Source organism: Streptomyces sp. NBC_00328 (genome assembly GCF_036139655.1).
Taxonomy (GTDB): Bacteria; Actinomycetota; Actinomycetes; order Streptomycetales; family Streptomycetaceae; genus Streptomyces.
In genome coordinates this window covers 3,061,424-3,084,157 of record NZ_CP108013.1, presented here as the reverse complement: position 1 = coordinate 3,084,157, position 22,734 = coordinate 3,061,424, and the positions used below count along the sequence as shown (strand labels likewise).

20 protein-coding genes are annotated in these 22,734 nt (G+C 72.1%); 15 read left to right on the top strand and 5 right to left on the bottom strand.

The features are described from left to right. Positions 1–40 precede the first annotated feature (40 nt). Complete coding sequence (gene dnaE, locus OG485_RS13520) at positions 41–3,580, top strand: DNA polymerase III subunit alpha (RefSeq protein ID WP_328668575.1); 3,540 nt, start codon at positions 41–43, stop codon at positions 3,578–3,580. A gap of 100 nt (positions 3,581–3,680) precedes the next feature. Here dnaE and OG485_RS13515 read toward each other — a convergent pair whose 3' ends face one another. After that, complete coding sequence (locus OG485_RS13515) at positions 3,681–3,860, bottom strand: hypothetical protein (protein WP_326788325.1); 180 nt, start codon at positions 3,858–3,860, stop codon at positions 3,681–3,683. Between the two features lie 224 nt (positions 3,861–4,084). On the opposite strand from OG485_RS13515, the gene OG485_RS13510 reads away from it, so the two are divergent. From OG485_RS13510 to OG485_RS13495, 4 genes are all read left to right on the top strand, one after another. Then, the gene (locus OG485_RS13510) at positions 4,085–5,302 is read left to right on the top strand and encodes an NYN domain-containing protein (protein WP_328668574.1); all 1,218 of its coding nucleotides are present in this window, start codon (positions 4,085–4,087) and stop codon (positions 5,300–5,302) included. 150 nt (positions 5,303–5,452) lie between these two features. Beyond that, positions 5,453–6,427 (top strand): ABC transporter ATP-binding protein, encoded by a 975-nt coding sequence (locus tag OG485_RS13505; protein ID WP_328674421.1) that lies wholly within the window; start codon positions 5,453–5,455, stop codon positions 6,425–6,427. A gap of 86 nt (positions 6,428–6,513) precedes the next feature. Continuing rightward, on the top strand, positions 6,514–7,338 hold the full coding sequence (locus OG485_RS13500; RefSeq protein ID WP_328674418.1) for an ABC transporter permease: 825 nt from the start codon (positions 6,514–6,516) through the stop codon (positions 7,336–7,338). Between the two features lie 34 nt (positions 7,339–7,372). Next, on the top strand, positions 7,373–8,080 hold the full coding sequence (locus OG485_RS13495; RefSeq protein ID WP_328668573.1) for an AAA family ATPase: 708 nt from the start codon (positions 7,373–7,375) through the stop codon (positions 8,078–8,080). A 325-nt stretch (positions 8,081–8,405) separates the two neighbouring features. On the opposite strand, the gene ybaK is transcribed toward OG485_RS13495, so the two are convergent. The 4 genes from ybaK to OG485_RS13475 all read right to left on the bottom strand — a co-directional run bounded on the left by ybaK (position 8,406) and on the right by OG485_RS13475 (position 12,579). Next, a complete protein-coding gene (gene ybaK / locus OG485_RS13490) occupies positions 8,406–8,903 on the bottom strand; it encodes a Cys-tRNA(Pro) deacylase (RefSeq protein WP_326788329.1) in 498 nt (165 codons plus the stop codon). 17 nt (positions 8,904–8,920) lie between these two features. Next, the gene (locus tag OG485_RS13485; protein WP_328668572.1) at positions 8,921–9,661 is read right to left on the bottom strand and encodes an LON peptidase substrate-binding domain-containing protein; all 741 of its coding nucleotides are present in this window, start codon (positions 9,659–9,661) and stop codon (positions 8,921–8,923) included. An 11-nt stretch (positions 9,662–9,672) separates the two neighbouring features. Beyond that, positions 9,673–10,713: a hypothetical protein gene (locus OG485_RS13480; RefSeq protein ID WP_328668571.1), complete on the bottom strand. Its 1,041-nt coding sequence runs from the start codon at positions 10,711–10,713 to the stop codon at positions 9,673–9,675. A 285-nt stretch (positions 10,714–10,998) separates the two neighbouring features. Further along, positions 10,999–12,579 (bottom strand): oxidoreductase, encoded by a 1,581-nt coding sequence (locus tag OG485_RS13475; RefSeq protein WP_328668570.1) that lies wholly within the window; start codon positions 12,577–12,579, stop codon positions 10,999–11,001. Between the two features lie 174 nt (positions 12,580–12,753). Here OG485_RS13475 and hisD point away from each other — a divergent pair, with 174 nt between their 5' ends. The 10 genes from hisD to OG485_RS13425 all read left to right on the top strand — a co-directional run bounded on the left by hisD (position 12,754) and on the right by OG485_RS13425 (position 22,646). Further along, on the top strand, positions 12,754–14,103 hold the full coding sequence (gene hisD, locus OG485_RS13470) for a histidinol dehydrogenase (protein WP_328668569.1): 1,350 nt from the start codon (positions 12,754–12,756) through the stop codon (positions 14,101–14,103). Continuing rightward, on the top strand, positions 14,100–15,236 hold the full coding sequence (locus OG485_RS13465) for a histidinol-phosphate transaminase (RefSeq protein ID WP_328668568.1): 1,137 nt from the start codon (positions 14,100–14,102) through the stop codon (positions 15,234–15,236). Before hisD ends, OG485_RS13465 begins: the two co-directional genes overlap by 4 nt. After that, positions 15,233–15,826: an imidazoleglycerol-phosphate dehydratase HisB gene (hisB, locus tag OG485_RS13460; RefSeq protein ID WP_266757720.1), complete on the top strand. Its 594-nt coding sequence runs from the start codon at positions 15,233–15,235 to the stop codon at positions 15,824–15,826. Before OG485_RS13465 ends, hisB begins: the two co-directional genes overlap by 4 nt. Beyond that, positions 15,823–15,987 carry a hypothetical protein gene (locus OG485_RS13455; protein WP_326788335.1) on the top strand — a complete coding sequence of 55 codons (165 nt, stop codon included), beginning with the start codon at positions 15,823–15,825 and terminating at the stop codon, positions 15,985–15,987. The genes hisB and OG485_RS13455 overlap by 4 nt, the downstream gene beginning before the upstream one ends. Next, positions 15,978–16,625: an imidazole glycerol phosphate synthase subunit HisH gene (gene hisH / locus OG485_RS13450; RefSeq protein ID WP_328458486.1), complete on the top strand. Its 648-nt coding sequence runs from the start codon at positions 15,978–15,980 to the stop codon at positions 16,623–16,625. The genes OG485_RS13455 and hisH overlap by 10 nt, the downstream gene beginning before the upstream one ends. Next, entirely contained in the window at positions 16,622–17,347 is a 726-nt protein-coding gene (priA, locus tag OG485_RS13445) for a bifunctional 1-(5-phosphoribosyl)-5-((5-phosphoribosylamino)methylideneamino)imidazole-4-carboxamide isomerase/phosphoribosylanthranilate isomerase PriA (RefSeq protein WP_328668567.1), read from the top strand. Before hisH ends, priA begins: the two co-directional genes overlap by 4 nt. Continuing rightward, the gene (locus OG485_RS13440) at positions 17,344–17,814 is read left to right on the top strand and encodes a RidA family protein (protein ID WP_443048691.1); all 471 of its coding nucleotides are present in this window, start codon (positions 17,344–17,346) and stop codon (positions 17,812–17,814) included. The genes priA and OG485_RS13440 overlap by 4 nt, the downstream gene beginning before the upstream one ends. After that, positions 17,811–18,566, top strand: coding sequence for an imidazole glycerol phosphate synthase subunit HisF (hisF, locus tag OG485_RS13435; RefSeq protein WP_328668566.1), 756 nt, complete (start codon positions 17,811–17,813; stop codon positions 18,564–18,566). Before OG485_RS13440 ends, hisF begins: the two co-directional genes overlap by 4 nt. 419 nt (positions 18,567–18,985) lie before the next feature. Then, a complete protein-coding gene (bdeA, locus tag OG485_RS13430; RefSeq protein WP_443048690.1) occupies positions 18,986–19,966 on the top strand; it encodes a bis(hydroxyethyl) terephthalate hydrolase in 981 nt (326 codons plus the stop codon). A 364-nt stretch (positions 19,967–20,330) separates the two neighbouring features. Continuing rightward, entirely contained in the window at positions 20,331–22,646 is a 2,316-nt protein-coding gene (locus tag OG485_RS13425) for a helix-turn-helix transcriptional regulator (RefSeq protein ID WP_328668565.1), read from the top strand. Positions 22,647–22,734 lie beyond the last annotated feature (88 nt).

Here is a 22,734-nt window from a genome sequence, read left to right as displayed (position 1 = left end):
CGCAGCCTGTAACCGATGGTTCTTCCTGGAGGCCGAAACCGTGTCGAAGCCGCCGTTCACGCACCTGCACGTCCACACCCAGTACTCGCTGCTGGACGGTGCCGCGCGGCTCAAGGACATGTTCGACGCGTGCAACGAGATGGGCATGTCCCATATCGCGATGAGCGACCACGGCAACCTCCACGGGGCCTATGACTTCTTCCACACGGCGAAGAAGGCGGGCGTCACGCCGATCATCGGCATCGAGGCGTACGTCGCCCCGGAGTCCCGGCGCAACAAGCGCAAGATCCAGTGGGGCCAGCCGCACCAGAAGCGCGACGACGTGTCCGGTTCGGGCGGTTACACGCACAAGACGATCTGGGCGTCGAACCGGACGGGCCTGCACAACCTCTTCAAGCTCTCCTCGGACGCGTACGCCGAGGGCTGGCTCCAGAAGTGGCCCCGGATGGACAAGGAGACGATCTCCCAGTGGTCGGAGGGGCTCATCGCCTCCACCGGCTGCCCCTCCGGCGAGCTCCAGACCAGGCTGCGCCTCGGCCAGTTCGACGAGGCCGTGAAGGCGGCCGCCGAGTACCAGGACATCTTCGGCAAGGACCGGTACTTCCTGGAGCTGATGGACCACGGCATCGACATCGAGCGCCGGGTCCGTGAGGACCTGCTCCGGGTCGGCAAGAAGCTCGGCATCCCGCCCCTGGTGACGAACGACTCGCACTACACGTACGCGCACGAGGCGACGGCCCACGACGCCCTGCTGTGCATCCAGACCGGCAAGAACCTCTCCGACCCGGACCGCTTCCGCTTCGACGGCACCGGCTACTACCTGAAGTCGACGGACGAGATGTACGCCGTCGACTCCTCGGACGCCTGGCAGGAGGGCTGTGCCAACACCCTCCTGGTGGCCGAGCAGATCGACACGACCGGCATGTTCGAGGCGAAGAACCTCATGCCGAAGTTCGACATCCCCGACGGCTTCACCGAGGTCACCTGGTTCAAGGAGGAAGTCCGCCTCGGCATGGAGCGCCGCTTCCCCGGCGGCGTGCCCGACGACCGCCAGAAGCAGGTCGAGTACGAGATGGACGTCATCATCCAGATGGGGTTCCCGGGGTACTTCCTCGTCGTCGCCGACTTCATCATGTGGGCCAAGAACCAGGGCATCGCGGTGGGCCCGGGCCGTGGTTCCGCGGCCGGCTCGATCGTCGCGTACGCCATGGGCATCACCGACCTCGACCCGATCCCGCACGGTCTGATCTTCGAGCGGTTCCTCAACCCCGAGCGCGTCTCCATGCCCGACGTCGACATCGACTTCGACGAGCGTCGGCGCGTCGAGGTGATCAGGTACGTGACCGAGAAGTACGGCGCCGACAAGGTCGCCATGATCGGCACGTACGGCAAGATCAAGGCGAAGAACGCCATCAAGGACTCCGCGCGCGTGCTGGGCTACCCGTACGCGATGGGCGACCGGCTCACCAAGGCGATGCCCGCCGACGTCCTCGGCAAGGGCATCGACCTGAACGGCATCACCGACCCCTCGCACCCCCGCTACGGCGAGGCCGGCGAGATCCGCGGGATGTACGAGAACGAGCCGGACGTGAAGAAGGTCATCGACACCGCCAAGGGCGTCGAGGGCCTGGTCCGGCAGATGGGCGTGCACGCCGCCGGCGTGATCATGTCCAGCGAGCCCATCGTCGACCACGCGCCCATCTGGGTGCGGCACACCGACGGCGTGACCATCACCCAGTGGGACTACCCCCAGTGCGAGTCGCTGGGCCTGCTCAAGATGGACTTCCTGGGCCTGCGCAACCTCACGATCATGGACGACGCCATCAAGATGGTGAAGGCCAACAAGGGCGTCGACCTGGAGATGCTCGCCCTCCCGCTGGACGACCCCAAGACCTTCGAACTGCTCTGCCGCGGCGACACCCTCGGCGTCTTCCAGTTCGACGGCGGCCCGATGCGCTCGCTGCTCCGCCAGATGCAGCCCGACAACTTCGAGGACATCTCCGCCGTCTCGGCCCTGTACCGGCCGGGCCCGATGGGCATGAACTCGCACATCAACTACGCGGAGCGCAAGAACAAGCGCCAGGAGATCACCCCGATCCACCCGGAGCTGGAGAAGCCGCTGGAAGAGGTCCTGGCCGTCACCTACGGCCTGATCGTCTACCAGGAGCAGGTCCAGAAGGCCGCCCAGATCATCGCCGGGTACTCGCTCGGCGAGGCCGACATCCTGCGCCGCGTGATGGGCAAGAAGAAGCCCGACGAGCTGGCGAAGAACTTCGTCCTCTTCCAGGAGGGCGCCCGCAAGAACAACTACAGCGACGAGGCGATCCAGGCCCTGTGGGACGTGCTGGTCCCGTTCGCCGGCTACGCCTTCAACAAGGCGCACTCCGCCGCGTACGGACTGGTCTCGTACTGGACCGGCTACCTGAAGGCGAACTACCCGGCCGAGTACATGGCCGCGCTGCTCACCTCGGTCAAGGACGACAAGGACAAGTCGGCCGTCTACCTCAACGAGTGCCGGCGCATGGGCATCAAGGTGCTGCCGCCCAACGTGAACGAGTCCGAGCAGAACTTCGCCGCCCAGGGCGACGACGTGATCCTCTTCGGTCTCTCGGCCGTCCGCAACGTCGGCACGAACGTGGTGGAGTCGATCATCCGCAGCCGCAAGGCCAAGGGGAAGTACGCCTCCTTCCCCGACTACCTCGACAAGGTCGAGGCGGTCGCCTGCAACAAGCGCACCACGGAATCGCTGATCAAGGCGGGCGCGTTCGACACGATGGGGCACACCCGCAAGGGCCTCACCGCGCAGTTCGAGCCGATGATCGACAACGTGGTGGCGGTCAAGCGCAAGGAGGCCGAGGGCCAGTTCGACCTCTTCGGCGGCATGGGGGACGAGGACACCAGCGAGCCCGGCTTCGGACTCGACGTGGAGTTCACCACCGACGAGTGGGACAAGGTCTATCTGCTCGCCCAGGAGCGGGAGATGCTCGGCCTGTACGTCTCCGACCACCCGCTCTTCGGCCTGGAGCACGTCCTGTCCGACAAGGCGGACGCGGGCATCTCCCAGCTCACCGGAGGCGAGCACGCGGACGGCGCCGTCGTCACGATCGGCGGCATCATCTCGGGCCTGCAGCGCAAGATGACCAAGCAGGGCAACGCCTGGGCGATCGCCACCGTGGAGGACCTCGCGGGCTCCATCGAGTGCATGTTCTTCCCGGCGACGTACCAGCTGGTGTCGACCCAGCTCGTCGAGGACGCGGTCGTCTTCGTCAAGGGGCGCCTCGACAAGCGCGAGGACGTGCCGCGGCTGGTCGCGATGGAACTCCAGGTCCCGGACCTGTCGAACGCGGGCACCAACGCGCCCGTGATCCTCACCATCCCGGCGCTGAAGGTGACTCCGCCGATGGTCAGCAGGCTCGGCGAGATCCTCAGCCACCACAAGGGCGAGAGCGAGGTCCGCATCCGGCTCCAGGGCCCGAGCAGGACCACGGTGCTGCGGCTCGACCGGCACCGCGTGAAGCCGGACCCGGCGCTCTTCGGCGATCTGAAGGTGCTGCTCGGCCCGGCCTGCCTGGCCGGCTGACGACCGCACGGCGGAGACCTACCGACGCACCGAGGGGCGCATCCTGTGACGGATACGCCCCTCGGTGCATGCCCGGGCTTCAACAGCCCGCGCGGCGGCCTCAGTTGTGGCCGAAACGCCTCTGATGCTTACGGGCAACATCAGCGGGGCTGCCCTGGGCCTGCGACATCGGCGACTGCTGTGCCTGGGCCGAAGACCGCTGGGCCTGCTCCTGCGCGCGCTCGGCCTGCGAGGAGCGGTCCTGCTGGCCGCCCTGCTTGCGATTCTTGTTCTTGGCCATGGTGATCTGCCTCCTGTGGGGGATCTGGGGGCCGGGGCCGCGACCAGATTCACATAGGCTGACAAGCAGCGCATTTCGTAGAATTACCGTGCGTAATGAGACCTGTGCGCAGGTGTTCTTCCGATCCGCCACGCCGAAGATCGAGTTCCGGCCGTTAACCTCCGCACGGTCGGGCAGACTCCAAGGAAGCCCGAAGCAAACCTCCCGGAAAGAGGGTGGACCGCGTGGACCGATGCATCGTCCTGGTGGACGCCGGGTATCTGCTCGGGGCCGCCGCCAGTCTCCTCGCCGGGGAGCCGTCACGATCCCGGATCACCGTCGACCACACCTCCCTCATCCAGGGACTGCGCGAGCGCGCCGAGTCCGACACCGAGCGGCCCCTGCTGCGCATCTACTGGTTCGACGGCGCTCCCGACCGCGTACCGCAGCCCGAGCACCGCAGGCTGCGCGTGATGCCACGGGTCACGGTGCGCCTGGGCGCGCTGACCCGCAGCGACGGGCGGTGGGCGCAGAAGGGCGTGGACGCCGCCATGCACGCCGAGCTGACCGAGCTCGCGCGCAACCGCGCCTGTTCCGACATCGTCCTCGTGACCGGCGACGGCGATCTGCTGCCGGGCATGATGGCCGCCAAGGAGCACGGCGTGGCCGTACACCTGTGGGCCGTGCAGGCCGCGGACGGCGACTACAACCAGTCCGAGGACCTGGTGGCCGAGGCAGACGAGCGGCGGGTGCTCGACCGCGCCTGGATCACCAAGGCGGTCCGCGCCAAGGACATCGGCGGGATCTGCGCTCCGCCGCCCGTACCGCGCCCCGAGATCGCCGCCATCCTCTCCGCGCCGCTGCCCGAGTCGGCCCTCGCCGCCGCGGCCGAGCGCTCCGCCCAGGAGACCGAGCACCACCAGGCGGCCGAATCGCCGAACGGCACCCAGGAACGGGGCCCCTCCGCCAAGGGGGTCCCCACACCGAAGGACCTGGCCGCGCTCCGCGGACCGGGCACCCAGGCCGCCCAGCACCCCGCCAACGCCACGCTGCGCTGGTCCTCGGACAAGGGCTGGGTCGACCGGCCCGGCACCACCATGGAGTCCCCGGAGGCGGCCGCCCTGCCCACGCTCGCCCAGCTCACCTCCGCGGAACAGCGGTGGGCGGACCGCGAGGAGGACATCACCACGGTCGGTGGCGACCCCTACGAGGTCGGACAGGTCTTCGCGCGCCGCTGGATGGGGCGTCTCACCGACCCGAGCCACCTCCAGAAGCTGTCGGCGATGTACCCGCGGGTCCCCCACCGGGTGGACGGCGAACTGCTGCGCTACGCGGCCCGCTTCGGCCTGCTCGCGCACAAGGACGACCAGATCGACGAACACGACCGCTACGCGATCCGGGCCGGGTTCTGGCGGGAGATCGATGTGCGCACCGCGACCGAGCACGCGCCCGTGGGGGAGTGATCCCGGGGCCCCCGGACAGGGACCGCGGAGGCCTCCGTCCGGTGCCCGCCACGGCCCCGGGCGCATAACAGGGCATCGGACCCCGTACTCTCGTCCTTCGTGAGTACGCGCACGGCACAGACGGCCCCGACGGGACACAGGGGCGATGTCGTGTGCGCCGTGCGAGGTCTCACCAAGACCTATCCGGCGGTCCGCGGCCGCCGCGGCACCCCGGCGACACCCGAGGTCAGGGCCACCGACGGGGTACGCCTGGACATCCGCCGGGGCGAGATCTTCGGACTGCTCGGGCCGAACGGCGCCGGCAAGTCCACCCTCGTACGCCAGCTCACGGGGCTGATGCGTCCCGACAGCGGCAGTGTCGAGATCCTCGGGCACGACATCGTGCGCCACCCCGAGCGGGCGGCCCGCCTCCTCGCCTACCTCGGGCAGGAGTCCACCGCCCTGGACGAGCTGACCGTGTCCCTCGCCGCCGAGACGACCGGGCGGCTGCGCGGGCTCGACCTGCGCGCGGCACGGGCCGAACGGGACGCCGTCCTCGACGAACTGGGCCTGACCGCGCTCGCCTCCCGTCCCCTGAAGAAGCTCTCCGGCGGACAGCGCAGGCTCGCCTGCTTCGCCGCAGCCCTCGTCGGGCGGCGTCCGCTGCTCGTCCTCGACGAGCCCACCACCGGCATGGACCCCGTCGCCCGGCGCGCCGTGTGGGCCGCCGTCGACCGGCGCCGCGCGGAACAGGGCGCCACGGTCCTGCTGGTCACCCACAACGTCATCGAGGCCGAGACCGTCCTCGACCGGGTCGCCGTCCTCGACGAGGGACGGGTCATCGCCTGCGACACCCCAGCCGGGCTCAAGGAACAGGTCGCCGGCGAGGTACGGGTCGAACTCGTCTGGCGCGAGACCGCCCCGCTGCACGTCCCCGAGGTCGCCGCGCTGCGCGCCCGCGCCGTCGAGTCCGGCCGCCGCTGGACCCTGCGGCTCGCGCCCGAGGAGGCCCGCGCGGCGGTTGCCACGGTCACCGGCGGAGCCGCCTTCGCCGCACTCGACGATTTCACGCTGGCCACGCCGAGCCTGGAGGACGTGTACCTGGCCCTCGGCGGCCACGCGACACAGGGACTGGTGAAGGCGTGAGTGTCCGGGGCGTGGAATCCGTACGGGAGAAGGGCGTCGTACGTGTGCGGAACAGGACGGCTGCCGACGAAGGGGAGCAGTTCGACGTGAGTGCCGTACCCGCTGGAGTGCTGCCGGGCAGCGCGCTGCCCCTGGCCGAGGACGACGCCGACGCGGCGGCGGAGCTGGGGCCGCGGGCGCGGCTGTGGCCCTCGATGGCCGCCGTGTACCGGGCACAGCTCTCCCGGGCCCGTGTCGCGCGCATCCCGCTGCTGTTCGTGGCCACCTTCCAGTCCCTCGGCATCATGATCATGATGCGCGGGGTGGTGGACGGAGGCGCCGAGGCGCGGGCCGTGGTCGCCGGGTCGACGGTCCTGGTCGTCGCCTTCGTCGCCCTCAACCTGCTCGCGCAGTACTTCGGGCAGCTCCGGGCGAGCGGCGGGCTCGACCACTACGCGACGCTGCCGGTGCCGCCGTCGGCCGTGGTGCTCGGTGCCGCGGCCGCGTACGCGTCCTTCACCGTGCCCGGCACCGTCGTCACCGCCGTCTTCGGGTGCCTGCTGTTCGGGCTGCCGCTGGCCCATCTGTGGGTGCTGGCCGCGGTCGTCCCGCTCGCCGGCGCCGCCCTCGCCGGGCTCGGGGCCGCGTTCGGGCTGCTCGCGCCGCGGCCCGAGCTGGCCACCCTGCTCGGCCAGATGGGCATGTCAGCGGCCCTGCTGCTGGGCGTTCTCCCGGCGGACCGGATGCCGGCCCCGGTGCAGTACCTCCGGGACCTGCTGCCCTCGACCTACGGTGTCGAGGCCTTCGCCCGCACCTTCGGAGCGGCTCCCGACTGGGCCGCCGTCCTCGGCGATCTGGCCGTCTGCGCCGGAGTCGGGGTGGTCTCGCTGGCCCTCGCGGCCTGGGCCTACCGCCGGGCGGCCGTCCGGTGACGCGGCCGGCAGCGACGCCTGGCACGATGGCAGGGTGACCGCTCCGCTGACTCCACCTCCGCCGCCGCACGAACAGTCCCCCGAGGACCGGCGCGAACCGTACCCTGCCTGGCAGACCCGGCCCGCTCCCGGCCCGGCGGGTCACCCCGTGTACCCGGGCGCGTACGAGGTCCCCTACGGACAGGACGGACCCGGGATGAAGACCGAACTGCGGGAGGCCGCCGTGATCACGATCGCGGTCGCTCTCGCGGGGGCTCTGCTCGGGGTGCTCTGGTCGTGGCTGGCGCCGCACGTGCCGTTGATCGCGGACGCCACCACCGTGTACATCAAGGACACCGAGGGCGAGCAGGCCATCGGCGTGGACGGAACCTTCACCCTGCTCGCGCTGGGCTTCGGAGCGCTGAGCGCCCTGGTCGTGTTCCTCGTACGACGGCGTGGCGGTGTGCCTCTGGTGATCGCGCTCGCCCTGGGCGGCCTGCTCGGATCGCTGCTCGCCTGGCGGGTCGGGATCTGGCTCGGACCCACGCAGAACGTGGTCGCGCACGCCAAGGCCGTGGGCAAGGGCGTCACGTTCTCCGCGCCGCTGAAGCTCGGGGCCAAGGGCGCGCTGCTGGCGTGGTCCCTGAGCGCCCTGGTGGTCCACCTCGGCCTCATGGCCCTGTTCGGCCCCCGTGACCCCGATCCGTACCAGCAGAAGCCCTACCCGGTCACCGCGCCGCCGCCGGGACCTCCGGCCGCCTAGCGTCACCCGCCCGCGTCTTTGCCCTGATCGGCCGGACAGGCCGGTCCTCGGCCCTGCCCCGGACGGGCGGCAGGGCCGGCCGGGCGCCGGGAGAACGGCTGCCCGGGCCGGCCCTTCGGTGCGGAGCGTGGGTCATGCGGGACGGCGGCCGTGGTTCGAACGGCCCTTCTTGATGCGCCACCTGCGTTTCCGCGTTCTCTTCGACATGCCCCTCGTGCTTAACCGAGGAAGAGGCATCCGTCGAGGGGCCGCGCAGGCCGCCGCCTTCGAGGGGTCCTGGACGGCAGGACGGGTGCCGGCGCCGGCAGGGCCGCCGGGCGGCAGGTCACGCCCGTCCGACGGGCGCGGACACCGCCTCCGTGAGCTTCGCGAGGTCGGCGGGGGAGAGCTCCACCTCCATGCCGCGGCGGCCCGCCGAGACACAGATCGTGTCGTGCCCGGAGGCCGAGGAGTCCAGGACGGTGCGGAGCCTCTTGCGCTGCCCGAGGGGCGAGATGCCGCCGCGGACGTACCCCGTCGTGCGCTCGGCCGCCGCCGGGTCGGCCATCACCGCCCGCTTGCCGCCCACCGCCGTGGCGAGGGCCTTGAGGTCGAGCGAGCCCGCCACCGGGACGACCGCGACCACGAGCGCGCCGTCCACGTCCGCCACCAGGGTCTTGAAGACCCGCTCCGGCGACACGCCCATCGCCTCGGCCGCCTCCTCGCCGTAGGACGGGTGGGAGGGATCGTGCTCGTAGGCGTGGACGGTGAACGGGACGCCCGCCTCCGTCAGCGCCACCGTGGCGGGGGTGCCGCCGGACTGCTTCTTCGCCTTCTTGGCCATCGACCTTCTCGCAAGCGTCAGTTCAGGCTCGTCGGGCCGCGCGTCAGGTCCGACGCGGGCAACGACGGCAGATTACGGATGATGGCCGTCTCGGCGCGCAGCACCTTCAGCTCCTCGCGCAGCCTGGAGGCCGTGTCGGGGGCCTGGAGCAGCCGCTGTCTGGCCGGGACGTCCAGCATCGCGGCGGCGGCGACGAGATAGGAGACGACCGCCGGTTCGTCCGGCAGGTCCGCGCCGGTCGACAGCGAGCGCTCGCGCGCACCGGCCAGCCGCTTCTGGTACTGGCGGAAGGCGCGCAGGACCCCCTCGGCGAGCGCCCCGGCCTCGTCGCCCGGGTCCTCCGGGAGCTCCTCCAGCTCGGCCGTCAGGAACGCCCCGGAGGCGTCCACCGACAGCAGCCGGACCCGTGTCGTGCCGGTCGCCAGCACCTCGAAGCTGCCGTCGGCGCGCTCCCGGACGGTCGCCGCGTCCGCGACGCAGCCCACCTCGTGGAAGGCCGCGAGCGGATCGTCCCCGAACCCGGCGGCGGGCCCGCGGTCGGGCACGGCGGTCCCGTCGGGCATGCCGGGCGCGCTGGGCGAGACCTCATGGCCGTCGCGGATGGCGACGACGGCGAATCGGCGGGATTCGTCCTCGGGCGTCTTGAGCAGATCGCGCATCATGGCGCGATAGCGCTCCTCGAACACGTTCAGAGGAAGCACGAGCCCGGGGAACAGCACCGAGTTCAGGGGGAAGAGCGGGAGCCGGACGGTGGTCACGACGGGAAAGCCTAATGGTCGACGGAGCGGACGAGTCCGCCGTACCCGATCCGTGGGAGCCGGCTGGGGGCACGATCCCGCAGCGGAAGCCCCGAGGCCACCTCCAGACGGACCCCGTCGCGCAGCTCCAGGTACCGGCCGAGCGGGTCGTCGGAGACCCGGGCCCAGGGGAACGAGGTCACGTACGGGCCGATGAGACGGAGCTGCTCCAGGGCGTCCTGCCAGCGCTCCAGCCGGACCAGGACGTACGCCAGCAGGTTGCGCACCTCGGCGGGCCACGGGTCGGCGGCGGCGTAGGCGGCGGAGACCGAGATCGCGAGGTCGGCCGCGGCGTCCAGGCGCTCGCGCGGCACCTCGGGACCGCCGCCCTCGGTCAGATAGGCGAAGGCCGCGCGCACCGGCAGTGCCTGGACCAGGGAGCCCGGCAGGGCGTCCTGCGCGGCGGGCTCGGCGAAGTCGAAGCACTCGGTGTGCGAGCCGTACCAGGCGGCGGAGAGGTACTGCAGAGCGGCCACGTGACAGCCGTAGTGGTGCGGGGAGCGCCGGACGGCCTGGGCCCAGAGCCGCTCGAAGCCGGTGTGCCCGACGTTGGTGCCGCGGGCCTGGTCGAGCGCGATCCGCCACGGCACCGGGTCGCGCGGATCGCCCTCGGCGGCGGACATGATCAGCGGGCCGACCTCGCGCAGCAGTTCCATCCGCGCGGGCGACTCCCAGCCGCGGCGGACGGCCAGTTCGGCCTTGACGAGCAGGGCGTCCGGGTCGTGCGGGGCGTCGGCCTGCCACCGCCTGAGCCATTCGTCGCGGGAGCGCGCGAAGGCGGCGAGGCGTACGGCGTACCGGTCGCGGTCCTCCCACTCGGCGGACGCGCGGGTGGCGGCCAGCAGCGCGGCCGCGGGGGCGTACTCGCCCTGGGCCGCGGCGACGAGTGCCGGTCCCAGGCGGTGGTCGGGGGCGTCGAGCAGCACGTCCTCGTCGGCCGGCAGTCCGGCGGCGAGGCGTGAGGTGTGCCGTGCCATCCGGGTGGTACGGAGGAGCGCGCTCAGCAGTGCCATGGTGTCGACCATTGAAAACCGCAGGTCGGAGCTGTGCCAGAGGCGATCGGTGACGCTTTCGTAAAGCCAATTGGTTGTGCGCTACATGGTCAAGGTCGGGCAAAGCGTGATCTGCCTCCGGTGCGCCGACCCTGGACGACCGTTCGACGGACATGGACGGCCGTGCGCCGAACGCGAACGTTCGTGCGAACGGCACGGACGTCCATGCGGCGTCCATGCCGTGACTTTGCGATGCCTGGGCAATGTCCAATGCCTGTGCGATGCCTGCGCGGCGACCGGGTGGCGTCAGCCGCGGCGCAGCAGCCGGGTGGCGCCGGCGGCCACCGTCGTCGCCAGGACCCAGCCGAGCAGAACCACCACCGCGGCCAGCCACTGCCAGCCGCCGCGCAGTTGCCAGAAGCCGGTCTGGCCCAGGTCGATGACCGGCAGCAGCAGATCCAGGGCGTAGAGCGAGGCGTTCCACGCGGGATGCCCGTCGGTGTTGACCGGCCGGTGCCCGGCGTGCGCGAAGGCGACCGACGTCGCCGCCCACAGCACCGCCATCCACAGGGCGGCGCGCCCGGGTCGGTATCCGTAGGCGACCGTCATGTCCTGCGCGTAGCCCCAGAGCTTGGCGGCCAGCGGCAGGGTCTCCCGGCGGCGGCGCTGCTTGGCGAGCAGCACCTCGCGGGCGTCCTCGTCCTCACCGGAGTCCCGTAGCACGGCGGCGAGGCGCTCGTACGGCTCCGGGGCGTACTCGGCGGTGGCCGCCGCCACCCACTCCAGACGCCGGGTCAGCGGGAAGGCGCCCTGCGGGACCAGGTTCTCGTACGTGAAGCCGCCCATGTGCAGGCTGCCGGGGCCCGGCCAGCTCGACGCCCGGTCGACCAGGTTGACGATCCGCGCGCCGGACAGCACGACCGTGCCGCGCTCGGGCCGCTCGCCGAGGAAGCGCAGCTCGGGCGTCTGGACCCGGAGCAGCGACAGCCCCTGGTCGTCGTCGAAGGTGAAGCGGGCCCGGTCGAAGTCGACCGCGTCCCCGAAGCGCCCGTCGTCCAGGCGGATCCCGCCCTGGCACTCGAACCGCTGCACCAGCGTGCCGCGCGCGGGCGTGGTACCGCTGGTCATCACCGGATTGCCGAGGCCCGCGGGGGTCATGTAGAGCGTGCGGTTGACGGTGAGCTGGGGGGCGTTGAGGGCGAGCCGGGTGTACGGGTTGCTGAGCCTGCTGCCGCGCAGGCTCAGCGACACGCCGACGGTCGCGCCGCGCAGACTGAGTTCGCCGTGCGACTCCAGCATCTCGGCCTGGAGGTCCTGGCCGACGGTCATGCCGTCGCCGGTGATCGAACGCCCGCGCCGGTCCCGGTAGACCACCGCCTGGTTCAGCAGCAGATCCGTGCCGATGTGCGCGTCGGTCAGCCGCACCCCGTTGTGGAAGCGGCAGCGCGGCAGATGCAGATCGCCCTCGGTGTGCAGCCGGGCCGCCTCCAGCCGGGGCACCGCGCAGTCCACCAGCCGCAGCGTCGTGAACCGGGACTCCGGCAGCAGCACCTCCTTCTCGAACCGGCACCCCTTCAGCTCCACGTACGGCACCACCGTGCCGCCCGCGAGGTCGAGCACACCGGTGATCCGTACACCCGTCAGCTTCAGGGAGGGGACCCGGCCCTGGAGGGCGGGCGGCCCGTCGAGCAGCAGCCAGGCCACTATCCGGGCCCGGACACTGCGCTCGGGCCCCCAGGGACGGCCGCCGTGCGGATCGTCGACGGCCGTGTCCCCGTCGCGCAGGTCGTACACGCTGCCGTTGCGGAAGGCCTGCCACATCCCCGCCTCGGCGGCGGTCAGCTCGTCCGGCAGGTCCCCGGTCCGCAGGCCGGCACCATCGGTCACGGCACCTCACTTCCTCCCCGGCTACTCGCGGGTTCGTACGTTCGTGCAATGCCCGCTCAGTGACGGCGTGAACGCTCCTGGTGAAGGCGGATCTTCCGCGGAGGCGAAGGTGGCTTGTATCAGCCACTGATACAGGCGTCCGGCGCCCTGCCGCCGTCTGAGAGAATTGAGTCCGTGATCTCCCGAATCGATCTGCGCGGCGACGCCCTCCCCGACGGCCCCGCCCTGCGCGACCTGCTGCCCCGAGCCGACTTCGACGTCTCGGCCGCCCTGGAGAAGGTGCGGCCGATCTGCGAGGCAGTGCATCATCGGGGCGACGCGGCGCTGATCGACTACGCGGAGAAGTTCGACGGAGTACGGCTGGAGTCCGTACGCGTCCCGGCCCAGGCCCTCGCCGACGCCCTGGAGCAGCTCGACCCCGCCGTGCGCGCGGCCCTGGAGGAGTCGATCCGCCGCACCCGCCTCGTCCACCGCGCACAGCGCCGTACGACCCACACCACCCAGGTCGTGCCCGGCGGCTCGGTCACCGAGAAGTGGGTGCCGGTCGACCGGGTCGGGCTGTACGCGCCCGGCGGCCGCTCCGTGTACCCGTCATCCGTGATCATGAACGTGGTCCCGGCGCAGGAAGCCGGCGTCGGGTCCATCGCGCTCGCCTCCCCGGCCCAGTCCGCGTTCGGCGGCCTGCCGCACCCGACGATCCTCGCCGCCTGCGCCCTGCTCGGCGTCGACGAGGTGTACGCGGCCGGCGGCGCCACGGCCGTCGCCATGTTCGCCTACGGCACCGAGTCCTGTCCCTCGGCCGACATGGTCACCGGCCCCGGCAACATCTGGGTCGCCGCGGCCAAGCGCTACTTCACCGGCCGCATCGGCATCGACGCCGAGGCCGGCCCGACCGAGATCGCGGTCCTCGCGGACGACACCGCCGACCCCGCGCACATCGCCGCCGACCTGATCAGCCAGGCCGAGCACGACCCGCTCGCCGCCGCCGTCCTGGTCACCGACTCGCCGGACCTCGCGGACGCCGTGGAGAAGGAGCTGGAGCCGCAGGTCGCGGCCACCAAGCACATCGACGACCGGATCGTCCCGGCCCTGAGCGGCAGGCAGTCCGCGATCGTCCTCGTCGACGGCGTCGACGAGGGCCTGCGGGTCGTCAACGCCTACGGCGCGGAGCACCTGGAGATCCAGACGGCGGACGCGGCGGCGGTCGCCGACCGGGTCAGGAACGCCGGAGCGATCTTCGTCGGCCCCTGGTCCCCGGTCTCCCTCGGCGACTACGCGGCGGGCTCCAACCACGTCCTGCCCACCGGCGGCTGCGCCTGTCACTCCTCGGGCCTGTCCGTCCAGTCCTTCCTGCGCGGCATCCACATCGTGGACTACACGAAGGACGCGCTCGCCGACGTCGCCCATCACGTGGTGACGCTGGCGGAGGCGGAGGACCTGCCCGCGCACGGCGCGGCGGTCAAGGCAAGGTTTGTCGGAGACGAACAAATGTCGCGCGGCTGGAAGGTACCCGAGGGCAAGTGACCGGCATCGACGATCTCCCCGTACGGGACGAACTGCGCGGCAAGACCCCTTACGGCGCACCCCAGCTCGACGTCCCCGTACGCCTGAACACCAACGAGAACCCCTACCCGCTGCCCGAGGCGCTCGTCGAGCGGATCACCGAGCGGGTCCGCGAGGCCGCCCGCGGCCTCAACCGCTACCCCGACCGCGACGCGGTGGAGCTGCGCACCGAGCTGGCCGCCTATCTGACGAAGACCGGCAAGCACCCGGTCGGCACCGAGAACGTCTGGGCCGCCAACGGCTCGAACGAGGTCATCCAGCAACTGCTCCAGACCTTCGGCGGACCCGGCCGCAGCGCGATCGGCTTCGAGCCGTCGTACTCGATGCACGCGCTCATCGCGCGCGGCACGGGCACGGCCTGGATCTCGGGCCCGCGCAACGAGGACTTCACCATCGACCTCGCCGCCGCCGAGCGGGCGATCGCCGAGAACCGGCCGGACGTCGTCTTCATCACCACCCCGAACAACCCCACGGGCAACGCGGTCCCGCCCGAGACGGTCCTCGCGCTCTACGAGGCCGCGCAGGCCGCGAAGCCGTCGATGGTCGTGATCGACGAGGCGTACATCGAGTTCAGCCACGGCGACTCGCTGCTGCCGCTGCTGGAAGGACGGCCGAATCTCGTCGTCTCCCGGACGATGTCGAAGGCCTTCGGCGCGGCGGGACTGCGCCTCGGCTACCTCGCCGCCCACCCGGCGGTCGTGGACGCCGTCCAGCTCGTCCGGCTGCCGTACCACCTGTCGGCCGTCACCCAGGCGACCGCGCTGGCCGCCCTGGAACACACCGACACCCTGCTCGGATACGTGGAGCAGCTGAAGGCCGAACGGGACCGGCTGGTCACCGAACTGCGCGCGATGGGCTGCGAGGTGACTGAGTCGGACGCGAACTTCGTGCAGTTCGGACGGTTCGCCGACACCCACGCGACCTGGCGCGGGATCCTCGACCAGGGCGTCCTGGTCCGGGACAACGGCGTACCGGGGTTCCTGCGGGTCTCCGCCGGAACCCCGAAGGAAAACGACGCGTTCCTCGACGCGGTACGTGAACTACTGGGCTCTGTGGGGGACGACCCCACATCCCCGAAGGAGCAGAGCGCATGAACCGCGTAGGACGCGTGGAGCGGGTGACGAAGGAGACGTCGGTCCTCGTCGAGATCGATCTCGACGGCTCCGGCAAGGTCGACGTGGCCACCGGCGTCGGCTTCTACGACCACATGCTCGACCAGCTCGGCCGGCACGGTCTGTTCGACCTGACCGTGAAGACCGAGGGCGACCTGCACATCGACTCGCACCACACCATCGAGGACACCGCCCTCGCCCTCGGCGCCGCCTTCAAGCAGGCACTCGGCGACAAGGTGGGCATCTACCGCTTCGGCAACTGCACCGTCCCGCTGGACGAGTCGCTCGCCCAGGTCACCGTCGACCTGTCCGGCCGCCCCTACCTCGTGCACACCGAGCCCGAGAAGATGGCGCCGATGATCGGCGAGTACGACACGACGATGACCCGGCACATCCTGGAGTCCTTCGTCGCCCAGGCCCAGATCGCCCTGCACGTGCACGTCCCCTACGGACGCAACGCGCACCACATCGTGGAGTGCCAGTTCAAGGCGCTGGCCCGGGCCCTGCGTTACGCCTCCGAGCGCGACCCGCGCGCAGCCGGCATCCTCCCCTCCACTAAGGGCGCACTGTGACAGGCCTTTCCAGCATTCTCATCGTCGTCGGTCTCTTCCTCGCCGGAGGGATCTACTCCTTCGTCAAGCAGGACATGCCCAGGAGCCTCGTCGTCCTGCTGTCCATCGGCGCCGCGATGTGCCTCGTCGCGGGCGTCATGAGGCTGGAGGTCTGGAGTTGAGCGCGTCCAGGAAGGTCGTCGTCTTCGACTACGGCTTCGGGAACGTACGCTCCGCCGAGCGCGCCCTGGCCCGCGCGGGCGCCGAGGTCGAGATCACCCGTGACTTCGACACCGCGATGAACGCGGACGGGCTGCTGGTGCCGGGCGTCGGCGCCTTCGCCGCCTGCATGCAGGGCCTCAGGGAGGCGCGCGGCGACTGGATCATCGGCCGCCGGCTGTCCGGCGGGCGCCCCGTCATGGGCATCTGCGTCGGCATGCAGATCCTCTTCACCCGCGGCATCGAGCACGGCGTGGAGACCGAGGGCCTCGACGAGTGGCCGGGCACGGTCGGACCGCTGGAGGCCGACGTCGTGCCCCACATGGGCTGGAACACCGTCGATACCCCGGAGGGCTCCGAGGCCTTCGCCGGCCTCGACGCCGACGCGCGGTTCTACTTCGTCCACTCCTACGCCGTCCACGACTGGTCGCTGGAAGTCGGCAACCCGCTGCTGCGCGCACCCCTGGTGACCTGGTCCACGCACGGCAAGCCCTTCGTGGCGGCCGTCGAGAACGGCGCCCTGTGGGCCACCCAGTTCCACCCCGAGAAGTCCGGCGACGCCGGAGCCCAGCTCCTCACCAACTGGATCGGAACACTGTGAGCAAGCTCGAACTCCTCCCCGCCGTCGACGTCCGCGACGGCCAGGCCGTCCGTCTCGTGCACGGCGAGTCCGGGACCGAGACCTCCTACGGCTCCCCGCTGGAGGCCGCCCTGGCCTGGCAGAGCGCCGGCGCCGAGTGGCTGCACCTCGTCGACCTGGACGCCGCGTTCGGCACCGGCGACAACCGCGCGCTGATCGCCGAGGTGACCGGGGCGATGGACATCAAGGTCGAGCTGTCCGGCGGCATCCGCGACGACGGCACCCTTGCCGCCGCGCTCGCCACCGGCTGCACCCGGGTGAACCTCGGCACCGCCGCCCTGGAGACCCCCGAGTGGGTCGCCAAGGTCATCGCCGAGCACGGCGACAGGATCGCGGTCGGCCTCGACGTCCGCGGCACGACCCTGCGCGGCCGCGGCTGGACCCGTGACGGCGGCGACCTCTACGAGACGCTGGCGCGCCTCGACTCCGAGGGCTGCGCCCGCTACGTGGTGACGGACATCGCCAAGGACGGCACGCTCCAGGGCCCGAACCTGGAGCTGCTGCGCAACGTGTGCGCGGTGACCGACCGCCCGGTGGTGGCCTCCGGCGGTGTGTCGTCGCTGGACGACCTGCGCGCCATCGCCGAACTCGTGCCCCTCGGCGTCGAGGGCTCGATCGTCGGCAAGGCCCTGTACGCCAAGGCGTTCACCCTGGAAGAGGCCCTGGCGGCGGTAGCCCGGTGAGCGCCGTACGCCGACTTTCGACCGGCGCGCCCTCGGAGGAGGCCTTCGGGTACTCCCGCGCGGTGGAGCTGCCGAACGGACTGGTGCTGGTGTCCGGCTGCACCTCGGTGGTCGACGGCGATGTCGTCGAGGGCGACCCGTACGAGCAGGCGGTCAACGCCTTCGGCGCCGCGTTCGCGGCCTTGGAGCAGCTCGGCCTGGGCCGCGAGGATGTTGTTCGCACACATATGCACATCACCCATGCCCGGGACGTTGAAGATGTTGGCCGCGCCCACAAGACGCTGTTCGACGACATCCGCCCCGCCGCATCCATGATCATCGTCGAGGGTCTGGTGGACCCGCGGCTGGTGGTCGAGGTCGAGGTGGAGGCGTTCCGTCCGGACGGGGACCGTGGGGAACGGTCCGGCGAGGACGGCGGAGCACGGTCCGGCGAGGACACCACAGAGCGGGGAGAAGCTCAGTCATGACGCTGGCGGTCCGAGTGATTCCCTGCCTGGACGTGGACAACGGCCGGGTCGTCAAGGGCGTCAACTTCCAGAACCTGCGCGACGCGGGCGACCCCGTCGAGATGGCCAAGGTGTACGACGCCGAGGGCGCCGACGAGCTCACGTTCCTGGACATCACCGCGTCCTCGGGCAACCGTGAGACCACGTACGACGTGGTGCGTCGTACGGCCGAGCAGGTCTTCATCCCGCTGACGGTCGGCGGCGGTGTCCGTACGGCCGAGGACGTCGACAAGCTGCTGCGGGCCGGCGCCGACAAGGTCGGTGTCAACACGGCCGCCATCGCCCGTCCCGACCTCATCCGGGAGATCGCGGAGCGGTTCGGGCGGCAGGTGCTCGTGCTGTCGGTGGACGCGCGCAGGACCGGGAGCGGTTCCTTCGAGGTGACCACCCACGGCGGCCGACAGGGCACCGGCGTCGACGCCGTCGAGTGGGCCCACCGGGCCGCCGAGCTGGGCGCGGGCGAGATCCTGCTCAACTCGATGGACGCCGACGGAACGAAGGACGGCTACGACATCGAGATGATCGAGGCCGTACGCAAGCACGTCACCGTTCCGCTGATCGCCAGCGGCGGCGCGGGCCGGCTCGACCACTTCCCGCCGGCCATCGGGGCGGGCGCCGACGCGGTGCTGGCCGCGTCCGTCTTCCACTTCGGCGACCTGCGGATCGGCGAGGTCAAGGAGACCCTGCGCGCGGCGGGGCATCCCGTCCGCTAGCCGGCCCCACCGACGGCTTTCACAGCCTCGTACGGTCTCCGTCACGGTCTCCGTCACGGCCCGTACCCGGGCAGCCTCCGCTGCCGGGTACGGGCCGTTCGCCGTGTTCCGTGGCCGGTGTGGGGCCCGCGTGGCCGTTGTCCCGGGGAGGCCGCTTCGCGGGAAAGGGGGCGCCTGCCGCCGCACCGTGAAGCCTCGCTCCGGTGGGGGAGGCTTCACGGTGCGGCGCAGGGGCGCGGTGGGCCAAGACCGGTGATTCTGCCGATGTACGGGCCGGGTCCGGGGCGGACAGTTGCCACCGCAACCACCGAGACGGACCCCCGCCGTCATCGCAGCGTGCGCCTTCCGACACCCATGCCAGGGCGGCGTTCCGACCGCGGCGCGGGTCCGTCCTCCCTCACCGAGAGGATGCATCCACCGTGCAGCAGCCGAACCGCCCCTTCCCCGCCGCACCCGTCGGCCCTGATCCGTCCCCCCGCCGCCCGCACCGGCTCACGAGCCGTCTGGCGCGGGCCGGTCTCGCGGTGCTCCTGGCCGCGGGCGGCCTCGTCGCCGCGCAGGCCACCGGAGCGCAGGCTGTCGCCGGAGCACCGGCCGTCTCGGCACAGGCCGCCGCGAACCCGTACGAGCGGGGCCCCGCCCCCACGGTCGCCAGTATCGAGGCCGCGCGCGGGTCGTACGCCGTCTCCCAGACCACCGTCTCCTCGCTGTCCGTGAGCGGCTTCGGTGGCGGAACCGTCTACTACCCGACCTCGACCGCCGACGGCACTTTCGGGGCGGTCGTCATCTCGCCGGGGTACACCGCCTACCAGTCGTCCATCTCCTGGCTCGGGCCCCGGCTCGCCTCCCAGGGCTTCGTGGTGTTCACCATCGACACCCTCACCACCCTCGACCAGCCCGACAGCCGCGGCCGGCAGTTGCTGGCCGCGCTCGACTACCTGACCCAGAGCAGTTCCCTCCGGACCAGGATCGACAGCAGCCGGCTCGGCGTGATGGGCCACTCGATGGGCGGTGGCGGCACGCTGGAGGCCGCGAAGAGCCGTCCCTCGCTCCAGGCGGCGATCCCGCTCACCGGCTGGAACCTGGACACCACCTGGCCGGAGATCAAGACGCCGACCCTGATCGTGGGCGCCGACGGCGACACGATCGCGCCGGTGGCCACCCACTCCGAGCCCTTCTACGCGAGTCTGCCGAGCACACTCGACAAGGCGTACCTGGAACTCAGGGGCGCCACCCACTTCACGCCCAACAGCTCGAACACCACGATCGCGAAGTACAGCATTTCGTGGCTGAAGCGGTTCATCGACAACGACACCCGCTACGAGCAGTTCCTGTGCCCGCTGCCGCAGGCGTCCCTGACGATCGCCGAGTACCGGGGCAACTGCCCGCACACCTCCTGATCCGTCCCGCACGGTCTGTCCCGCACCGGCGGTCCACAGGGCCGGTTCGTGCGGGCCCGGTTCGTGCGGGGGTGACGGCCGCCGTCCTCCGGCGGCCGTCACGTGTGTGTCCGGCCGCGGTGCCCGCGAGGGGGCCGCGGCCGTTGTGCGGGCGCACAAGCCTGGCCCGCCGGGCCTGGGAGTCTGCCCACCCGCCGTCCCCTTGAGGGCCTTGTCTTCCCAGGTCGGATGGGTTTTCCGGGCCCAGTCTCGCAAGTGAACGCGGGGCTTCCGCCATCGTTTACGCGGAAGTAACGTGACGGTCGTGACGGGAAACGCGACTGTGCCAAGTCTCCTCCGGACGGCGGCCCGGAGCTCATTACCGTTGCTCGTCCGGCACGAGCCGAACGAGCCGAACGAGCCGAAGGAGCCGGACGAGCCGAAGGAGCAGGACCGCTCCGACCAGCGCCGCGCCCCCGGTCGGCCGCTCCCCCCGGGACACGATCCGCAACCGGACGCGCCCCGCCCGCCGGACGCGCCCCGCCCGCCGGACGCGCCTCGCCCGTCGGTCGCGGCGCCCGAGCTTGCCCGCCCGGCCGCCGGGACCGGGACGCCGGTGCCGGAGACCCGGGAAGGGGCCGTGCCCGGTGCGGCGCCCGGTGAGGGCGGGGGCGGGTGCCCGGAGCCGGGTGTCCTGGGCGCGGGCCCGGCAGGTCTGCTGCTGCTGGTGGCGGCCGAGCGGGAGCGGGACGCGAGGAGCGCCGGGGCGGACGCCGCGGTGATCGTCGGGGCGGCCGGAGCGGGCGGACTCGACGCGGACGCCCTCGACGCCGCCGAGGACGCGGGACTGATCCGCCTCGCCGGAGGCCGCGTCCAGCTCGTCGACCCCGGCCTCGCCGGCACCGTATACGCCGCCGTCCCGCCCGCCCGTCGGCGTGCCGCGCACCGGCTGCTGGCCGACGCCCACACCGGGGGCCCGCACGCCCTGCCGGTCCTCTTCCACCGGGCCTCGGCGGCCGTCGCCCCCGCACCCGGCCTCGGCGACGCGCTGGCCGCCGCGGCGGAGCCGCCGGACGGCGGACCGACGCACGCGGAGCGCTCGGCGGCCTGGGCGCGGTCCGCCGAACTCGCCGTCGGCCAGGGGCTGCGCGCCGCCCGCCTGGTCAACGCCGCGGACCAGGCCCGGCTGGCCGGACTGCCGCACCGCGCGCGGGAGTTGCTCGCGCGGGCCGGGTGCGAGGGTCCGGCCGGAGCTGTGCGCGGCGCGGCCCAGCGGGTGAGCGGGCTGCTCGCGCTCCAGGACGGCCCGGTCGCCGACGCCCGCGAAGCACTGCTGCTGGCCGGCGAGTCGCTGGCTCCCGTCGACGCGCACCTCGCCCAGACCGCGCGGCTCGCCGCCGTCGAGGCGTCCTGGGCGATGGGGGACGCGGCGGCATGCGTGGAAGCCCTGGACGGGGGTCCCGCCCAGCCGGGATCCGACCCGCTGCTCGCGGCGTACCGGGCGGGGATGTCCGCGGTGATGCACGGCCGCCTGGACAGCGGACGGCAGCCGTTGCGGGAGGTCGTGGCCGGAGCGGGCGCCGCGGCCGGGGTGCCCGACGGCACGGAAGCCCTGCTGCGGGCCGGGAGCGCGGCCCTCCTCGTCGGCGACCTCGACGCGGCCGCTCGCGCCAACTCCCGGGCCCTCGCCGTCGCCAGGGCCCGGGGCCCGTACATCCTGGTCGCCCAGGCGCTGGAACGGCTGGCCTACGGAGAGCTGCGGGCCGGCCGCCACGCCCGTGCCCGCGCCCACGCCGAGGACGGCCTGCGTACCGCCCTCGGCGCCGGTCAGGACAACCTCGCGGCGCACCACCACGCGATCCTCTCGCTGGTGGCGTCCGTGGAGGGTTCCCCGGAGGCCGTCGCGGAGCACGCCGCGGCCGCCGAACGTGTCGCGGCGGCCCATGGACTCGTGCAGGCGGCCACGCTGTCCCAGTGGGCGCGCGCCCGTGCCGACCTGGCCCGCGGCCGGCTACCCGAGGCGGCGGCTCGGCTCGGCCCCCTGGTCGGCGCCGGCCCGCGCCGCGGTCACTTCGCGATACGGATGCTCGCCGTTCCCTGCTTCGTGGAAGCGGCGGCCCGCACGGGACAGCATGAGGCCGCCCGGTCGGCCGTGGGCGAGTTCGCGCGCTGGGCCGCGCAGGGCGCCGACCCCCAGGCCCCCGCTCAACTCGCGCGTTGCCGTGCGCTGTTGAGCGGCCCCGAGGAATGCGAGGCACTGTTCGCCGCCGCGCTGGCCCGGCACGACGAGGTGGCCGGGGACTTCGAACGCGGCCGCACCCAACTCCTCTACGGCGCCTGGCTGCGGCGCAGGCGCAGACCCGGTGAGGCGCGCGGCCGGCTGCGGGACGCGCTGGTGTCCTTCGAGCGGGGCGGGGCACTCGGCTGGGCCACGCAGGCGCGGGCCGAACTGCGGGCCACCGGCGACGCCGGACCGGGCGAACCGGCAGGTCAGCTCACGCTTCTGACGCCCCAGCAGCTTCGGATCGCCCGCTGTGTGGCGGAGGGGGCCACCAACCGCGAGGTGGCGCTGCGCCTGTCCGTGAGCACCCGCACCGTGGACCACCACCTGCGCAATGTCTTCGCCGCTCTGGGGGTCCGCTCCCGCGTCGAACTGTCCCGTCTGGTGGACCGGGCGGAGAAGACCACCGCAAACCCCTAGGTACCGACCGGTAGGTATGTCATCCTGCGGGATCAGGAGGTCCGGAGCACCCGTGTGCCGCGCGTCGGCCGGCGGGCAGCCCCGGCCG